Here is a 17,234-nt window from a genome sequence, read left to right on the forward strand (position 1 = left end):
TACAAACAGTGAAGCTGACACTCCATCATCGGCCGAAGCCTAAGAGCGCGACATACAGACGTTTGATCCATCGAAAGAACCAAACCGCCCGCATATCTCTTCAGTCATCCATCAATGTCAAAGAGCTTCATCCGGAGGCAAAAATCAGACCGTTGCGCCAATCTCCTCAGCGCGCCCGCCTGCCAAATCTCCAAAATGACCCGGTCTCTCCCGAGCGTCCAGCCGTCTCTCCGGCCCGTTTCCCGATCTTCGCTGCGTCGCCGCCGCCCCGTCCGGTGTGTCCCCGCTGCGCCTCAGCGCCGCCGGTGAGGGGGCTTTTACGGATACCCCCCAACACCCGCAACCCCAAAATCAGCAAAATCGCAAATTTCCAAAAAGAAATATCACAAATCAAACAAAATCAACAGCTTACACCAAAACAAATCCAGCAGCACAAACCCGAACCAAGCCGCCCCTGCCCGCTCCAAACCGCCGCCCCAGCACCAAATCCCGCTCCAGGGCAACTTACCCACAGACTCAAACAGCTTACCCACAGAACAAACCACCGGAATCGCCGCATCCAGCCAGAATCCCCCCTTCTTCCTGATCAAAAATACCCGCGGAGGGGGGGAGCCGCAGAGCGGCGGGGGAAAAGCACCAATTCGAAAAAGCGGCCCAATAAATGAAGAGACTGCCCCTATCGGGGACGCAGCAGCCGTGCCCGGCTCATTGCCCGCGCGGCAGCGGCAGGCAGCCGGGAAGCCCTGCGGGCAGGACAATCCTTGCGCCGCTGCCATATAATGCCCTGGCAAAACCCTCGCTGCCGGAGGCCAATGTGATGCTGTACCGGGATGCTGCCAGGATGGCGGTGCCCTCCGGCAGATCCAGCAGCAAATCCTTGCCGGGAAAGACCACCACGTAGGCCGGCGCTTCGTCGGTCAGCACCGCAACAGCCAGAAGGACTGAGATCCAGCCCAGGAAAAGCAGCGGCAGCGCCAGTGCGGCTGACCTAATAGTCATGAATATGCTCCAGCGTCAGGCCGGCCCCCTCCATCCGGCGCAGCCGCTCTGCCAGACCGGCCACTTTCACGGTGATCAAATGGCGGTAGTCGCCGAACCCCTGCCTGCGGCGGCTGAACAGCGCATCCGGCTCCGACGGCTGGCCGGACAAGGCGGTGAACAGGATATCGTCATTGCCGGCGATCTCGGCCACATTCACCCCGTCCGCTGCCATCTGCTTCAGCAGATGCGTCAGCGCCCGGTAGCGCGGGGTCTCGATCTCAATCCCTTCCGGCCTCTCCTGCAGCACGTCGACGCCCTCGTATGCCGCCAGCTGTGCCGCACTGGCACCGGTAACGATCATCCGCAGCCTCAGCGCATCCTGCCCCGTCGCGGCAACCGCTTGCGCAATCACATCCGCATAGGCGGCCTTGGCCCCGTACTCGAGCCCAAGCGCCAGCCGCCGCTCGCGGTCGCGCAGGGAGGCTCCGGCCTGGCTGCGCAGGTCTGCGGCATCTTCGCGGAACCGCCACTTGTACCAGGGCACCTGCTGCAGGAATTCAGCATAGTCCGCGGCCTGACGTGCCGACAAATCGTCCAGAGCTGCACGCTGCCCGCCGCGCAATGCGGCAAAGAGCCGGCCCAGGCTTTCTTCGTAAGCCGCTTTCAGCGCCAGTTCCGCAGTAAAGCTCACCCCGATCACATAGACCATCTGCTTGGTGGCAGTGTCCGTGCCGCCATAGGCTGCGGCACTGCCTGACAAGGCGCATAGCGCACTCCAGAACCCGCCGATCCCCTGCAGATAGCCATAGTCATGCGGGTCGCCGTCCCGGATGACTTCCGCATAATCTTCATAAGCATGCACAATGTGCCATTCGGGATAGGTCATCAGGGTGCGGCTTTCCGGCCGGTGATGCCCCGCGGCAATCAGCGCCTCATATGGCTGCGGGGCGCCCTCGCCGCGGCACATGGTTTCCACATAGCCGACCGGGGCAGCCAGGCCGATGGCCACAAGCAGCAGCAGCAGTACCAGCCGCTTGGCCCACCGCCACAGAAACCTCATGCCGCCTGGCCCGCATTGCGGAACCCGGCCCAAACCGCAATGCCGCCCAGGGCCAGATGCGGCAGGTTTGCCAGGAACCGCGGCAGCGACAGGTCTATGCCTGCGGATTCATTGGTAAAGATCCCCAGATCCAGAAAACCGTAGCCGGTGAAGAAGCCGAACGTCCCGTCGCCGAGATAGGCCAGCCCGAACAGGATCAGAAAGCTGCGCGCGGCGCGGTGCGACAGCAGCCCTGCAATCAGCGCCCACAGCGCTGAGGCCACATGCAGCGCATCGTCATAGATATCCAGCGCGAAGATGCCAAAGGCCAGCCCGTTTTCATCCGTCAGGCCGGGCACATAGTTCAGCGAGGCGGCGATCATCAGCGCCGCGAAATAGCCAAGCGAGAGTTTCTGCAGAAAAGTCATAGCCGCCCCAAATAGCTGTCCCAAAGATTGTTGCGCAGCACCAGCTGCGGATCCAGTTCCCGTTTCGCCTGCGCAAAACTCCCTGCCCCGGCATATGCAGCGGCAAGCTGCTCCAGCGTGGCATGCGGACGGTACGGCAGGTAATAGGCCCCGCCTAGCGCCACGACCCGGTCAATCAGCTCCCGGGTCATCCGCGCCATGTCCGCTTCGGCCCGCTGCGTCAGCTCCTGGCTGAACGACATAACCGCAGCAATCCGGGGACCGGTTGCAAAAGCCAAGGTGCTTTGATCGTCCTGCGCCACATAGCGCAGGGTCACATTCAGGAACTCCTGATACGACGCTGGGATCACTTCACGGCAGGCCTCCAGGAAGCCATCAAAGGCCTCGAAGCCCACAAAATACTCGTGCAGAATATCGGTGCGGTCCGGGTTGCGGTCATCCAGCGTGACCACCGGCTCATTGATCAGCGAGTTACGTGTGGCCTCCCCCGAGCCCAGAACCGGCGCCAGCCGGGTTTCGTTCCACCAGCGGAATGACTTCAAGGTCTCATTGCCCAGCTGCGCCCGGTAGAGGCGGCTGGCGGCGTGGGACATCCAGCCTGACCCCGCAGCCGCCGACAGCTCGGCCTGGTCCGCAGTCTCGCGGTAAGTCACCAGCAGCGCGTTGCGGAAAAACGTCTCGCGTTCGACGTTCAGGCGGCCATAGGCCATGGTGACCTCAGGGTCTTCAATGGCCCTGCGGAACGCTCCGGCAAACTTCCCGGCCTCCATTACCTCGAAAGACGGCGACAACCGGGTGTTCTTCACCATCTCCACGTCCAGATCGACAATCACGCCGATCAGCCCGTAACCGCCCATCGCCATATTAAAGAGGCTGGTGTTCTCCGACGGCGAGCAAGTCACCAGATCACCGTCGGGCAGCACCATCCGCAGCGACCTCACCGTCGACCCCATCGGTCCAAAGGGCACTGGCCAGCCATGGGCGTTCACCGAATAGGTGGCGGCAACGCCGAAATCATGGTTCGACTGCATCACCTTGGGCGACCAGCCCGCCGGGTCCAGCGCTGCAATCACCTGCGACCAGCGGGCGCCGGCATGGGCCCGGTAAGTTCCGCTGGCGCTGTCGATCTCCACCGCGCCATTGTCGAACGTCACCGCTGTGCCATCCCGCGGGATCGCCTGCCCGCCCATGGAATGGCGCGCCGCGCCCACATTGAACGGCCGGCCCGCCGCTCGGGCCTCATCCAGCTCGCGGCGGACCGCGGCCACCAGGGCCTCACCCGCGTCTTCCCTGACGATCAGATGCTTATGCACCGGCGTTGCCGACAGCCCGCTGGCATCATTCAGCATATTGTCACCCGACGGCGCAGCCACCCGCGCCGTGCCGTCGTAAACCGGCAGGTCCGGCCCCAGCCAGCGCGACAGCCCCCATCCCGCGGCGGCACCGGTGCCCAGCAGGGCGGCTCTTCTGCTGAATGTCTTCATGGCTCGAAATCTCCCGCTGCGGATTTGGAAATAGCATGCAGTATTGGAATAAGAGCGTCCCGGAAGGCCTCCGGGTTCTCGATCTGAGGAATATGGCCAACGCCTTCCAATATGGTGAGCTGCGCCCCGGGTATCAATCCGGCCAGCTCTTCGGCCTGCGCCAGCGGGGTCACAGTGTCCTCCCGCCCCCAGATCAAAGCCACCGGCAGATCAAGCGCCTGCCAGGGGTCCGCGCGCGTGCTGAGCGCATCTCGCGGCGGCACAAACAGCTGTGGCAGCCAGTCTGCCAGCGCCTCGGTATACCCCTGCCGCCGCATGGGTTCCTGCAGCAAGGCTACAGTTTCCGCGGTTGCCGCCTGCTTCACATGCATGAAGCCGCGCAGGAATTGCCGGGTCAGCAGCGGGTTTGAGGCCGTGGCCGCAGTAATGTGTTCAAGCAGGATACGGTTTCGAAGATAAACAGGGACACCCTTAGCGGCCTGATGGCTACCAAGCGCAATGGCGCCATCCACAATCACCAGGCCTAACACCAGATCCGGGCGCCGCAGCACCGCCTCAGCCGCCGGGCCTGCACCAACGGAATGGGCCACCACAACCGGTCTGCTGTCCAGCGCCTCCAGCAAGGCCACCACCCGGTCCGCCTGCCGCAACCGGCTGTAATCACCATCCACCGGGTGCTGCGACCATCCAAAAGGCACCATGTCATATGCAATCGCGTGAAAGCCTGCCTGGCCCAGCGTCTCCAGCGTCGGCAGCCACAGCCCGGACCAGGCCGCCGTGCCATGTGCAAACAGCACAGGCGGGGCCTCAGGCTGGCCTGCCTCCAGCAGGAACACGCCGCCTTCCGCTGTGGCAGCAAAACGCCCCTGTTGCGGCACGCCAGTGCCGTACCCGGCAGTTTCGCGCCTTTCCGCAGCCCACCGGAAGCCGACAGCGGCAACAATGAGAACAACCAGAGCAGCCAGAAGAAGCCGCACAGAAAATTTGACAACACGTGCTGAAAATACAGAAATCATTGACGCAAACTTGATCACAGCGCCGATGATTGCAAGTTCCGGAAAATATGACCCCTGCAGCAGAACCTGGCTTTCGGCTCCGAATTGACGCTTGCTTTGAAATCCCATGCATTGTGAACTTGTTCACAGGAAAGTTGCGGCTTGTGACCTATACGCTGCAAATCCCTGATTCCGGTGCTGCGCATTGTCTGTAACCCGCGCACCCCCCGGGATCACCTGCGGAACTGGCAGCAATCACGGACGACGCCGCTTTGCCGGAAAGCGGGAAACCGTCTGGAAGGAGTAACAATGATGCGTTGGAGCAAACCCCTTGCCCTTGCAGGCGGACTGTCCGTTCTTGCTGCGGCGGCCCTGGCACAAGAGGTGCTGAAACCCGTAAAACTGCTGCAAACCTCCTCGGACTCCCTGCTTCTGGAGCGGCAGTTCTTTGGCCAGGTGGCCGCCAAGCAAACTGTCGATCTGGCGTTTCAGGTCGGCGGCCAGATCCTTGCATTCCCGGTTACCGAAGGCAGCGAAGTCGATCAGAGCGGGCTGATTGCCGAGCTGGACCTGGAACCGTTCGAGCTGCAGCTGGAGCAGGCCCGCCTGCGCAAGGAGCAGGCCGACCGCACCGTCGCGCGGCTGGAAAAGCTGACCGGCACCGTCAGCCAGGTCTCCATCGACGATGCCGAGACCGAAGCCGGCCTCGCCCGCGTCGCCCTGCGCGATGCCGAATACGAGCTTGAGCACGCCACGCTGGACGCGCCCTTCAACGCTCTGGTCTCCAGCCGCGAGGTCGAGCAGTTCACCACCATCAGCGCCGGCACCCCGGTGGTTCGGCTGCACGACATGTCCGAGCTGCACATCAAGGTCGATGTGCCGGAAATCCTGTTCCAGCAGGCCGATGAAAGCGACGTGCTGACCATCGTCGCCAACTTCCCAGGCCAGGACACCGACTATCCGCTGGAAATTCTCGAGTTTGACGCCGAGGCCAGCAGCGTCGGCCAGACCTACCGCGTCACCTTCCGCCTGACCCCGCCCGAGGACCGCCAGATCCTGCCCGGCGCCTCCGCCACCGTAAATGTGCGCGTCGACACCGGCGACAACGCGATCCGCGTGCCCGGCACCGCTCTGGTTGCCGCAACCGACGGCAGCACCGGCGTCATGGTCTTTGCCCCGGCAGGTGCCGAGGAAGGCACCGTCACCTGGACCCCGGTTCAGGTCGAAGCCACCCAGAACGGCGATTTCCGAATCGCGGACGGCCTGTCCGGCGGCGAGGAAATCGTGCTGACCGGCGGCGGTGCGCTGAAGGACGGCCAGCAGGTCAGCCGTTTCACCGGTTTCGGCAACTGAGGGCGGAAGCATGGACATTGCACGCGGGTCGATCAACCGGCCGCTTTACACCTGGATCATCATGCTGGCTGCCCTGTTGGGCGGCATCTGGGGCTTTCTGAACCTCGGCCGCCTTGAAGATCCGGCCTTCACCATCAAATCCGCGGTCATCGCAACCCAGTACCCTGGCGCCAACAGCGAGCAGGTGGCCCGCGAGGTCTCCGAACCGCTGGAATCCGCGATCCAGAAGATGGGCGAGGTAAAACTCATTACCTCGATCAACCAGCCCGGCTTCTCGCTGATCGAAGTCGAGATGCAGGACACCTATGACGGCACCGAGCTGCCCGCCATCTGGACCAAGCTGCGCGCCGAAATCCGCGACGCCGCTGCCGGCCTGCCCGAGGGCGTCAGCCAGCCAATGGTGAATGACGGCTTCGGCGACGTGTTCGGGCTGTTCTATGCGGTCACCGCCGAAGGCTACACCGACGCCGAAAAGCATGAGCTCGCCACTTTCCTGCGGCGCGAATTGCTGACGGTGGACGGGGTCGCCGACGTTGAAATCGCCGGCCTCCCGCAAGAGGCGATCTTTGTCGAACCCAAGATGGCCGTTGCGGTCAACCAGAACATCCCGATCGACGCAATCAACAACGCCCTGGCCACTGCCAACTCGGTCCGTTCGGCTGGCAGCCTTGATGCAGGCCCAGCGGAAACCCGCCTCAGCGCGCCGGAAGGCTCGGACTCCGTATCTGAAATCCAGGGCCTCACCATCGGGTCGCAGGGCGAGGTGGTCAATGTGATCGACATGGCCGACGTCCACCGCGGCCGCATTACAAACCCGGACCTGATCATCCGCTTTGACGGGGTCGAGGCCTTCACTCTCGGCATCGCGGGCCTCGCCACCGAAAACATCGTCGAGGTCGGGCACAACGTCGACGCCAAGCTGGCCGCATTGGACAGCCAGATCCCCTACGGCGTCGACCTGAAACCGATCTACCAGCAGCATGTGGTGGTCGAACAGGCCTCCAACGACTTCCTGGTGAACCTCGCCATGTCGGTCTCTATCGTGGTGGTGGTGCTGGCGCTGTTCATGGGCTGGCGCGCCGCCGTGGTGGTGGGTTCCACCCTGCTGCTGACCGTCGTGGGCACCCTGTTCTTCATGAACATGTTCTCGATCGAGATGGAGAGGATTTCGCTGGGCGCGCTGATCATCGCCATGGGCATGCTGGTGGACAATGCCATCGTGGTTGCCGAGGGCATGCAGATCTCCATGCTGCGCGGAAAGACCTCGCGCGAAGCCGCCCATGACGCTGCCTCGAAAACCCAGGTCCCGCTGCTGGGCGCCACCGTGATCGGCATCATGGCCTTTGCCGGCATCGGCCTCAGCCCGGACTCCTCGGGCGAGTTCCTGTTCTCGCTGTTTGCCGTCATCGCCATCTCGCTGCTGCTCAGCTGGCTGCTGGCGCTGACCGCGACACCGCTTCTGGGCCATTACTTCTTCAAACAGGGCAAGGGCGGGGACAAGGACGCCTATGACGGCATCCTGTTCCGCACCTACGGCGCCATCCTGCGCGCCTCGCTGAAACTGCGCTGGCTGGTGGTGGCTGCGCTGATCGGCGTCACCGTGGCCTGCTTTGCTGGCTTCGGGCTGGTGAAGCAGCAGTTCTTCCCGAATTCCAACACGCCTCTGTTCTTCGTCCACTACAAGCTGCCGCAGGGCACCTCGATCCACACCACCTCAGACCATATGCAGGTGTTCGAAAACTGGCTGGCCGAACGCGACGACGTGGTTTCCGTGGCCTCTTTCGTGGGCCAGGGCGCCACCCGCTTCATGCTGACATACTCGGCGGAAAAGCCGAACCCCAGCTACGGCCACCTGATCATCCGCACCGAAAACCTTGAGGCGATCCCGCCCTTGCAGGCCGACCTCGAGGCCTTCGGCCAGGCGCAGTTCCCCGAGGGCGAATTCCGCACCAAACGGCTGGTCTTCGGCCCCGGCGGCGGCGACCCGATCCAGGTGCGCTTCTCCGGCCCCGACCCGCGCGTGCTGCGCGAACTGGGCGAGGAGGCGAAGCAGCGGCTGGCAGCCGCCTCGCCGGATATCCTGATCCCGCGCCACGACTGGCGCGAACAGGAAGCGGTGCTGAAACCGGTCTATGCCACCGACCGCGCGCAAACCGCCGGCGTCACCCGCGAGAACATCGCCGATGCCCTGCAGTTCTCCACCGACGGGCTGCAGATGGGCGTGTTCCGCGAGCGCGACCGGCTGATCCCCATCGTCGTCCGCCGCGCGCCGGAAGAGGGCTACAACATCTATGACCAGGTGGTCTTCTCCTCCTCGGCCGGAAAGTTCGTGCCGCTGGAGCAGATGATCGACGGCGTTGATGTGGAGATCGAAAACACCCTGGTGCACCGCCGCGACCGGCTGCCGACCCTGACCGTCGGCGCCGACATCCCGCCGGACCTCACTGCCGCCACCGTCTTTGCCGAAATTCAGGAGACCATCGAAGCGATGGAAATCCCGCCCGGCTACATCATGGAATGGGGCGGCGAGCATGAAAGCTCGGGCGATGCCAATGAAAGCCTTGGCAAGCAGCTGCCGGTGACGCTGCTGATCATGGTGCTGATCTCGGTGCTTCTGTTTAACGCAATCCGCCAGCCGGTAATCATCTGGCTCCTGGTGCCGATGTCGGTCAATGGCGTGGTGATCGGCCTGCTGGGCACCGGCTTCCCCTTCACCTTCACCGCGCTGCTGGGCCTACTCAGCCTGTCGGGCATGCTGATCAAGAACGGCATCGTCCTGGTCGAGGAGATCGATCTGGTCCGCGAGACCGGCAAGCCCTTGCGCGAAGCGATTGTCGAGGCCTCGGTCTCGCGTCTGCGCCCGGTGATGCTGGCGGCGGTGACCACCATCCTCGGCATGGCGCCGCTTCTGACCGATGCGTTCTTCGTGTCTATGGCAATCACCATCATGGGCGGCCTGGCCTTTGCCACCGTGCTGACCCTGGTGGCGGCGCCGGTCTTCTACCTGATCTTCTTCCGCCGGGTGGAGAAACGGGAACTGGCCCTGGCCTGAGGCCAGCTGCCGAAACACTTGCAAAAGCCCCGGCAAACCCGCCGGGGCTTTTTCTTATCCGCCCTGCCCCGCAGCGTGCTGGCAGATGCGAGTGATAAACGCCTGCACGGTCTGCACCCGCGCGATGCTGCTGGTGTCCGGATGGCTCAGCAGCCACAGCCCGGCCTTGGACTGCAGCTGTCCGGGCAGCAGCTCCACCAGATCCGGATGCGCCCGCCCCAGATAATGCGGGAAAGGCGCGATGCCCAATCCGCTTTTGACCGCCTCAAGCTGGGCAAAAATGCTGTCGGTGCTCAGCGCCACATTGCAGCGGCCCGCAATCTCCGCGAACTCCCGGCATTGCACCGTCTGCGCCAGATCCCCTGAGGCAGCGATGATGTTGTGCCCCTCCAGATCCGCAACCGAGTCAAAGCCCCCGATCTCATCCAGATACAGATGCGAGGCATAGATCCCGAAACTCACCTCGCCCAGATTGCGGCCCACCAGCCGCTCCTGTTTCGGAGAGCCGATGCGTACCGCAATATCCGCCTCGCGGTTCAGCAGGTTCACCTTGCCGGTGGACAGCAGCAGCTTGACCCGCAGCTCGGGATGCAGATTGTGCAGTTCGCGCAGCTGCGGCGCCAGCAGGGTCTGGCCCAGTCCGCTGGGCGCCGCCACTGTGACCGTGCCCGCAAGCTGGCCGTCGCTGCCGGAAATGGCATCGCAGATCTGCAGCACCTGATTTTCCATCTGCTCGGCCCGGCGCAGGATCAGGCTGCCGCAGCTGGTCAGCTGAACGCCTGAGATGGAACGGTCGAACAGCGTTGCCGACAGCGCCGTTTCCAGCTCGCGCAGCTTGCGCCCCACCGTGGCCGGGCTTTCTGCCAGCTGCCCCGCCGCCCCGGCAATACTGCCCGCGCGCGCCACCGCCAGGAAGATACGGAACAGATCCCAATTCTGGGTCATCACGGGGGCGGGCCTCAGGCCCCGGACTGTCTGCATTGCGCCGGACACTCATCAGAGAACAACAGGAATGCGTCTCCAGCTAATTCCTAGCCCATTGTAATACCAGTCAAATTTACTTGTGCTGCCGTGAGCTCAAAAAAAATCCGCCGCCTTTCAACGGTTTATGTGAAAATTTCCCATTTCCTCAAAATGACGCGCCGCGCTTCAAATCTGATGCGTTGAGTTTCCCCAGCCCCTCCACAGGTCAGTCGCGACCGCGCGCAAACGGAGCAGCGCCGGCACAACTGGAGGAAAGACAATGACAGAACAGAACAGCATGGGCCCGATCACAGGGACAGCAGGCCCCGACCTTCTTACCGGGACAAACGGCAGCGATGCGCTGCAGGGCCTTGGCGGCAATGACACCCTGGTGGGCGGCCTTGGCAAAGACACACTGGACGGCGGTGCCGGGTCCGACACCGCAGGCTTTCGCGACATCGACGTGCCGGTCGAAGCCGATTTGGCAGCTGGCACCGCAACGCGCGAGACCGGCTTTGCCATCGTGTCCGAGGACCAGCCGCTGGCCTCGCTGACCACCGCCCAGACCCCGGCGGAGCTGGTAGCGCAAGCCGCGGCCGGCAATCTCTACTATAACATCCACACCAGCGACTTCCCCGGCGGCGAGATCCGCGGCCAGCTGCTGGTAGACAGCGACACAACCGACAACGGCATCCGCACGCTGACGCTGATCGCAGCACTGGACAGCGCCCAGGAGCCCGGCGGCGCCAGCGACTCCCAGGCCACCGGCGAAGGCCGGGTGGTGATCGTGGTTGACGGCGATGACGTCACCTACAGTTCCGAACTTCAGGTCACCGGCCTGGCGGTTTCCGATCTGCTGCCGGTGGCGGGCGTCAGCGCCATCCACCTGCATAATGCGCCTGCCGGTCAGAACGGCCCGGTCATCACCGACATCGTGCAGGATGCCGGCGGCGATGCAAACGGCCTCAACCCCGGCACGGAAGACGGCAATGTCTTTGACGAGGTGGCGGAAACCGACACCCTGATCAGCATCGAAAACCTGGATGGCTCCGATGACGGCGACCGGCTGCTGGGCGACCGGGACGCCAATGTGCTGAACGGCAACGGCGGCGATGACCTTATTCGCGGCCGCCGCGGCAATGACGAGCTGAACGGCGGCGAAGGCAACGACGACCTCCGCGGCAACCGCGGTGCCGACACTCTCGACGGCGGCGCCGGCGATGACGAATTGCGCGGCGGCCGGGGCAGCGACCAGCTGGGGGGCGGCAGCGGCAACGACCTGCTGCTTGGCGGCGCTGGCAACGATATCCTCAGCGGCGGCGGCGGCCGCGACACCATCGACGGCGGCGCAGGCATTGACACCAACTCCTTTGCCAACATCAACCAGGGCGCCGCAGACGCCTCGATCGCCGGTGTCACCGTGGTGCTGAACGCCGACGGCTCCGGCACCGCGTCCTACAATGGCGGCGGCGGCAATGGCCCGCTGATTGAGGAAGAGTTCACCGGAATCGAAAACATCACCGGCTCGTCCAACAACGATGACATCCGGGCGCTGGGAGCAGCTCCGAATGCCATCGACGGCGGTGACGGCGACGACTTCATCGCAGGCGGCGGCGGTACCGACTTCCTGACCGGCGGCGAAGGCACCGACACCAACAGCTTCATCAACATCGGTGCCGAAGTGGTGGCCGACCTCGGCTCCGGCAGCGCCTCTTACCAGCCCAATGAAACAACCACCGTGTTCGAAAACTTCAGCGGGTTCGAAAACCTCGACGGCTCGGCCAACAATGACCAGCTGTTCGGCGACGGCAGCGCCAATACCCTCACCGGCAACGAGGGCAACGACCTGCTGGTCGGCCGCGGCGGCAATGACGTGCTGGAAGGCGGCGCAGGCAACGATATCCTGCGCGGCGGCGGCGGCGCCGACACCACCGACGGCGGCGAAGGCATCGACACGGCGGACTTCCAGGACATCGGCGCCGCGGTAATTGCCGACCTGAACACAGGGACCGCTGTTTACCAGGGCCCGAACGGCGCCGTGGCAGACACGCTCCGCAGCATCGAGAACCTGACCGGCTCCTCCAACGACGACATCCTCGTGGGCGACGCGGGCGATAACCTGCTGGCTGGCGGCGCAGGCGCCGACACCATCAACGGCGGCGCAGGCAATGACGTGATCCGCGGCGATGCCATCGGCGACGGCGAGGCAATCACCGTCACCGTAACCAACACCCTGGACGAAGGCGGCACCTTCCTGACCCCGGTCTGGTTCGGCTTCCACGACGGCGAGAACTTCGACCTCTGGACCGATGGCGAGGCCGCCAGCGGCGGGCTGGAACGCATCGCCGAGGACGGCAGCGTCGAGGGCATCGCGGCCGAATTCAACCGGCAGGTGGCAGGCGGCGGCGTCGATGCCACCCTCATCGGCGCCAATGGTGCGCCGGGGCCGATCGACCCGGGCGAAACCGCCAGCTTCACCCTTAATGTGAACGCCGATCAGGTCGGCCGCGGCTTCTTCACCTGGGCCACCATGATCATCCCCTCCAACGACGCCTTCCTGGCCTCGCCGGATGATGCGCTGCAGGACTTCATCTTTGACGCCGACGGCAACTTTGCCGGCCCGCTGGTGATTGAACGCTTCGGCAGCGATGTGCTGGATGCCGGCACCGAGGTGAACACCGAAGAGGGCGCTGCCTTCCTCAACCAGACCGCCCGCGACCAGGGCACCGCCGAGAACGGCGTGGTCCGCCAGCACGAGGGCTTCAACGGCTCCGAAGGGCTGCCGGATGGCACCCCGGTCAACATCCTCGGCGGCACTACCGCGGCGGGCACCATCGTTGACCCGGTGGAAGGCGACTTCACCCGCAATGGCGGGGAAGAGCAGCTGTTGCGTATCGTGGTCGATCTGGCCGAGGGCGGCAATGACGTGCTGTCCGGCGGTGATGGGAACGACCTCATCGACGGCGGCCGCGGCAACGACCTGCTGCGCGGCCAGCGCGGCAGCGACACCCTGGAAGGCGGCGACGGCAATGACCTCCTGCTGGGCGGCGGCGGCCGCGACCTGGCCGAAGGCGGCGCGGGCAATGACCGCCTCGACGGCGGCCGCGGAAGCGACACGCTGGACGGCGGCGCGGGCAACGACCGTCTCGACGGCGGCCGCGGAAGCGACACGCTGGACGGCGGCACCGGCAACGACCGTCTCGAAGGCGGCCGCGGCGCCGACACCTTCGTCTTCAACGAGGGCTTCGGAGACGACGTGATCACCGATTTCAACGCCTTTGCGCGCGGCGAGACCGTGGACCTGACCGGCGGCGATTTCGGCTTTGCCAGCTTTGACGACCTGTCCGGCTCCATCAGCCAGGACGGCAGCAACGCGGTGATCGACTTGGGCAGCGACGGCACGATCACCCTTCTGGGCGTGCAGGCCGCCGACCTGAACGAGGACAACATCCTCATCTAAACCAGCCGGCTGCGGCAGTCACTCTACCGCCGCAGCCTCCCCGTTTACCTTTTTACTCCCGCTGCAGAGAAAGGCCGCAGATGCCCCCGCAAACCGCATCCCGCCCCGAACTGAGGCACGCCTTCCTGCGCTGCCTGCCGGCCCTGGCCGCCACCGGCGGCTTCAGCCTGATCATCAACCTGACAATGCTGACCGGCCCGGTCTACATGATCCTGGTCTACGACCGCGCCCTGCCCAGCGGCAGCGTGCCAACCCTGATCGGCCTATCGGTGCTGATGATCGGCCTCTACGCCGTCTTCGGCCTGCTGTCCCAGGTCCGCGCCCGGCTGCTGGTGCGCATCGGCAACCGGATTGCCAATCTGCTGCAGGCCCGTGTCTTCTCAGCCCAATTGCAGCAGACCGCCCGCCAGGGCGGCACCAAGGGCCAGGACGCCCTGCGCGATCTCGCCACCCTGCGCGAATTCATCGGCGGCCCCACACCTGCGGTGCTGTTCGATGCCCCCTGGACCCCGGTCTACCTCGGCTTCGCCTGGCTGCTGCACCCCTGGCTCGGCTATGCTGGGCTGGCTGGCGTGCTGGTCCTGCTGCTTGCAGCGCTCCTGAACAACGCGCTGGTGCAGCGCGGCGCCCGGCAAACCGCGCCGGACCAGGCCCGCGCCGCCCGCATGATGGCCGACATCACCCGCAATCACGAAGTGATCGGCGCCATGAAGATGGGCCGCGACCTTTATGCCCGCTGGAGCAGCCTGCAAAACCAGGCCATGGTCCGGCAAAGCCGCACCAGCGACCTGACTTCCGACCTCTCCGCCCTGTCCCGCACCCTGCGGCTGCTGCTGCAATCCGCGGTGCTTGGGCTGGGCGCCTACCTGGCCATCGGCGGCGACCTCAGCGCAGGGTCGATCATCGCCGCCTCGGTGCTGACCGGCCGCGCGCTGGCCCCGGCCGAGCAGGCGATTTCCGGCTGGCGCCACTGCGTCGCCGCCCGCGGCGCGCAGCAGCGGCTGGAGACCCTGCTGGCCGCAAACCCCGAGGCCGCCAGCAGCATCCGGCTGCCGCAGCCCAAGGGCGCCATCGAGCTTAAAAACGTCTTTGCCGCCGCTCCCGGCCAGACCCAGCCGGTTCTTAAGAACGTCAGCCTGTCGCTGCAGCCGGGCGAAGTGCTGGCGGTGATCGGCCCCAGCGGCTCGGGCAAATCGACCCTGGCACGGGTGATCGCCGGCGCCTGGCCCGCGATGCGAGGAGATGTGCGCCTCGACCGCGCTGCCATCGCCTATTGGAACGCAGTGCAGCTGCAAAGCGCCATCGGCTACCTGCCCCAGTCGGTAGAGCTGTTCGACGGCAGCCTGCGCGAAAACATCGCGCGTTTCCACGCGGATGCCAAGGACGAGGACATCATCGCCGCAGCCGCAGCAGCCAACGCCCACGATCTGATCCTCAGCCTGCCCCAGGCCTACGCCACCCCCTTGGGCGAAGGCGGCAATGCGCTGTCCGGCGGCGAGCGCCAGCGCATCGGCCTCGCCCGTGCGCTCTACGGCAGCCCCGCAGTTGTGGTTCTGGATGAGCCGAACTCAAACCTCGATGCCGCAGGCATGACCGCTCTGAACATGTCCCTCCAGCACCTGAAAGCCTCCGGCAAAACCGTGATCCTGATCGCCCACCGCCAGAACGCATTGGCACTGGCCGACAAGGTGCTGGTGCTCGACAAAGGCCAGGTATCGGCCTTCGGCCCGCGCGAGGATGTGCTCAACACCTATTCGAAAAACCGCGCCGCCATGACCCGCAAGAAGGAGCAGGAAAATGCCTGATACCGCACCTGAGCCCACCGGCAGCACCCGCGGCTGGACCCTGTTCGGCCTGGCGGTCAGCACCGCCATGCTGGGCGGCCTTCTGGCCTGGAGCCTCAGCACCCGCATCGACGGCGCGGTGATCGCGCCCGGGACCGTCGGCCTGCAAACCAGCCGCCAGGTGATCCAGCATCTGGAAGGCGGCATCCTTGCGGGAATCAGGGTCCGGGAGAACCAGCAGGTTGCCGCGGGCCAAGTGCTGGCCGAACTCGACACCACCCAGGACCAGGCAGAACTGAACGCGGCCAACAGCCAATTTGCCAGCCTGACCCTCCGCCAGGCCCGCCTCAAGGCCGAACGGGCCCAGTCCGGAACACCGGATTTTTCCGTTCCGCTGCCGCCGGTGGCCGGAACCGCGGACATCCTCGCCGCCGAGACCGGCCTGTTTGAAAAACGCACCGCCTCGGCCCGGGCGGAAACCGCGCTGCTGCAGGCCCGCCGTGCCGCCCTTGCAGCGCAGATCAGCGGCCTCACCAGCCAGAACCGCGCCCTGCAGGCCGACCTCGCCCTGACCCGGGACGAGCTTGCCACCATCGAAACCCTGGAGGCCAAAGGCCTGGTCCCCGTCACCCGCCTGCTGGAGGTGCGCCGCAGCATTCTGAACCTCGAGGCCGCAATCTCGGGCAACGCCGCCCAGACCGAAAGCCTGCACGCACAGATCGCCGAGGCAGACAGCGAGCTGACCCGCAACACCGCCCGCTGGCAGGAGGAGATCTCCGTCAGCCTGGCAGAAACCGGCCAGCAGCTGCGCGAGCTGCAGGAGCAGCGCACATCGCTGCAGGACCGGATCCGCCGCAGCCGCATCACCGCACCGCGCGCGGGCCGCGTCCTCAACCTCGCGTTCCACACCGCCGGCGGCGTCATTGCGCCCGGCCAGCCGCTGCTGGAGATCGTGCCTGTGCAGGATGAAACCGTCCTTACCGCCAGTATCCGGGTCACCGACATCGACCGGGTGGCCGCCGGCCAGCCCGCGCGGGTGCGTCTGACCGCCTTCAGCGGCAACCAAACCCCGGAACTGCACGGCGAGGTGAAAACGCTGTCTGCCGACACGCTGACCGACCCGGCCACAGGCCAGCCTTACTACAGCGCTGAAATCACTGTCGCCGCCGCGGAATGGCGCCGGCTCGGCGGCCAGCCCCTGGTGCCCGGAATGCCGGCAGACGTGATGATTTCAACCGGTGAACGGCTTGCCGCCACCTATCTCACGCGCCCGCTGCAGGACGCGTTCTCAGGTGCCTTCCGGGACGACTGACCCCGGTTCAGCCGGGCGGCCTCAGCCGTCCAGCCGCTTGGCGCGCAGCAGCGGCTGGTCAAAGTTATACATGACCAGCTGCCCGTCGGCGCCGATATCCATGCGGTTGACCAGACCGATCTGCTGCAGGAATTCGCGCTCCACAATCATCGTCTCTTCGTCGCACAGCCCGCCGCCGATATCGAAGGGCGAGAACATCAGATTTTCCACATCCGGCCCGAAGGTTGTGGTGAAGCTCCTGCAAGGGCCGGAGCCGTACAGCGTGCCATTGTCGAAATCGAACCGCAGTTCCCCAAAGGGCTGCAGATCAATGTCTTTGACCTCCTGAACGATCCAGGCCCCGTCGAAATTCTCTGCCGTAAGTGCCGCCATTGAAGCTCCTC

Annotated in this window: 13 protein-coding genes; 6 read left to right on the forward strand and 7 right to left on the reverse strand. The window is 64.9% G+C overall.

Annotated features, from left to right (window positions below; all coding sequences use genetic code 11):
• On the forward strand, positions 1-665 hold a 665-nt coding region (locus RA19_RS27220), incomplete at its 5' end, for a hypothetical protein (RefSeq protein ID WP_206540285.1).
• Positions 666-705: 40 nt separating this feature from the next.
• Here RA19_RS27220 and RA19_RS16785 read toward each other — a convergent pair.
• Genes RA19_RS16785 through RA19_RS16805 form a run of 5 tightly spaced genes read right to left on the reverse strand, consistent with a single transcriptional unit; the run spans position 706 to position 4,909 of the window.
• Positions 706-999 carry a hypothetical protein gene (locus RA19_RS16785; RefSeq protein WP_039164703.1) on the reverse strand — a complete coding sequence of 98 codons (294 nt, stop codon included), beginning with the start codon at positions 997-999 and terminating at the stop codon, positions 706-708.
• Entirely contained in the window at positions 989-2,041 is a 1,053-nt protein-coding gene (locus tag RA19_RS16790) for a hypothetical protein (RefSeq protein WP_039164705.1), read from the reverse strand. The genes RA19_RS16785 and RA19_RS16790 overlap by 11 nt, the downstream gene beginning before the upstream one ends.
• On the reverse strand, positions 2,038-2,448 hold the full coding sequence (locus tag RA19_RS16795; protein WP_039164707.1) for a membrane protein: 411 nt from the start codon (positions 2,446-2,448) through the stop codon (positions 2,038-2,040). The genes RA19_RS16790 and RA19_RS16795 overlap by 4 nt, the downstream gene beginning before the upstream one ends.
• Complete coding sequence (locus RA19_RS16800) at positions 2,445-3,932, reverse strand: FAD-binding oxidoreductase (RefSeq protein WP_039164709.1); 1,488 nt, start codon at positions 3,930-3,932, stop codon at positions 2,445-2,447. Before RA19_RS16800 ends, RA19_RS16795 begins: the two co-directional genes overlap by 4 nt.
• Positions 3,929-4,909 carry an alpha/beta fold hydrolase gene (locus RA19_RS16805; protein WP_193748287.1) on the reverse strand — a complete coding sequence of 327 codons (981 nt, stop codon included), beginning with the start codon at positions 4,907-4,909 and terminating at the stop codon, positions 3,929-3,931. Before RA19_RS16805 ends, RA19_RS16800 begins: the two co-directional genes overlap by 4 nt.
• A gap of 327 nt (positions 4,910-5,236) precedes the next feature.
• Between RA19_RS16805 and RA19_RS16810 the strand changes: the two genes are divergently transcribed.
• Both RA19_RS16810 and RA19_RS16815 read left to right on the forward strand, forming a co-directional pair.
• Positions 5,237-6,280: an efflux RND transporter periplasmic adaptor subunit gene (locus RA19_RS16810; protein WP_082020570.1), complete on the forward strand. Its 1,044-nt coding sequence runs from the start codon at positions 5,237-5,239 to the stop codon at positions 6,278-6,280.
• Between the two features lie 10 nt (positions 6,281-6,290).
• Complete coding sequence (locus tag RA19_RS16815) at positions 6,291-9,332, forward strand: efflux RND transporter permease subunit (RefSeq protein ID WP_039164710.1); 3,042 nt, start codon at positions 6,291-6,293, stop codon at positions 9,330-9,332.
• A 54-nt stretch (positions 9,333-9,386) separates the two neighbouring features.
• Here the strand turns inward: RA19_RS16815 and RA19_RS16820 are convergent, their stop codons facing one another.
• Complete coding sequence (locus tag RA19_RS16820; protein WP_052261851.1) at positions 9,387-10,277, reverse strand: LysR family transcriptional regulator; 891 nt, start codon at positions 10,275-10,277, stop codon at positions 9,387-9,389.
• Between the two features lie 298 nt (positions 10,278-10,575).
• On the opposite strand from RA19_RS16820, the gene RA19_RS27470 reads away from it, so the two are divergent.
• The 3 genes from RA19_RS27470 (at position 10,576) to RA19_RS16835 (ending at position 16,851) form a co-directional block, all read left to right on the forward strand.
• Complete coding sequence (locus RA19_RS27470) at positions 10,576-13,755, forward strand: spondin domain-containing protein (RefSeq protein WP_039164712.1); 3,180 nt, start codon at positions 10,576-10,578, stop codon at positions 13,753-13,755.
• Between the two features lie 80 nt (positions 13,756-13,835).
• Positions 13,836-15,560 (forward strand): type I secretion system permease/ATPase, encoded by a 1,725-nt coding sequence (locus RA19_RS16830; protein WP_039164714.1) that lies wholly within the window; start codon positions 13,836-13,838, stop codon positions 15,558-15,560.
• Positions 15,553-16,851 (forward strand): HlyD family type I secretion periplasmic adaptor subunit, encoded by a 1,299-nt coding sequence (locus RA19_RS16835; protein ID WP_039164717.1) that lies wholly within the window; start codon positions 15,553-15,555, stop codon positions 16,849-16,851. Before RA19_RS16830 ends, RA19_RS16835 begins: the two co-directional genes overlap by 8 nt.
• 21 nt (positions 16,852-16,872) lie before the next feature.
• On the opposite strand, the gene RA19_RS16840 is transcribed toward RA19_RS16835, so the two are convergent.
• Complete coding sequence (locus tag RA19_RS16840) at positions 16,873-17,223, reverse strand: META domain-containing protein (RefSeq protein WP_039164719.1); 351 nt, start codon at positions 17,221-17,223, stop codon at positions 16,873-16,875.
• Between the last annotated feature and the right edge of the window lie 11 nt (positions 17,224-17,234).

The organism is Leisingera sp. ANG-M1 (assembly GCF_000813745.1).
Classification (GTDB): Bacteria; Pseudomonadota; Alphaproteobacteria; order Rhodobacterales; family Rhodobacteraceae; genus Leisingera.

Coding starts and splice junctions, on each gene's coding strand:
- RA19_RS16785 (WP_039164703.1), bottom strand. CDS start 999: ATGACTATTAGGTCAGCCGCACTGGCGCTGCCGCTGCTTTTCCTGGGC.
- RA19_RS16790 (WP_039164705.1), bottom strand. CDS start 2,041: ATGAGGTTTCTGTGGCGGTGGGCCAAGCGGCTGGTACTGCTGCTGCTG.
- RA19_RS16795 (WP_039164707.1), bottom strand. CDS start 2,448: ATGACTTTTCTGCAGAAACTCTCGCTTGGCTATTTCGCGGCGCTGATG.
- RA19_RS16800 (WP_039164709.1), bottom strand. CDS start 3,932: ATGAAGACATTCAGCAGAAGAGCCGCCCTGCTGGGCACCGGTGCCGCC.
- RA19_RS16810 (WP_082020570.1), top strand. CDS start 5,237: ATGATGCGTTGGAGCAAACCCCTTGCCCTTGCAGGCGGACTGTCCGTT.
- RA19_RS16815 (WP_039164710.1), top strand. CDS start 6,291: ATGGACATTGCACGCGGGTCGATCAACCGGCCGCTTTACACCTGGATC.
- RA19_RS16820 (WP_052261851.1), bottom strand. CDS start 10,277: ATGACCCAGAATTGGGATCTGTTCCGTATCTTCCTGGCGGTGGCGCGC.
- RA19_RS27470 (WP_039164712.1), top strand. CDS start 10,576: ATGACAGAACAGAACAGCATGGGCCCGATCACAGGGACAGCAGGCCCC.
- RA19_RS16830 (WP_039164714.1), top strand. CDS start 13,836: ATGCCCCCGCAAACCGCATCCCGCCCCGAACTGAGGCACGCCTTCCTG.
- RA19_RS16835 (WP_039164717.1), top strand. CDS start 15,553: ATGCCTGATACCGCACCTGAGCCCACCGGCAGCACCCGCGGCTGGACC.
- RA19_RS16840 (WP_039164719.1), bottom strand. CDS start 17,223: ATGGCGGCACTTACGGCAGAGAATTTCGACGGGGCCTGGATCGTTCAG.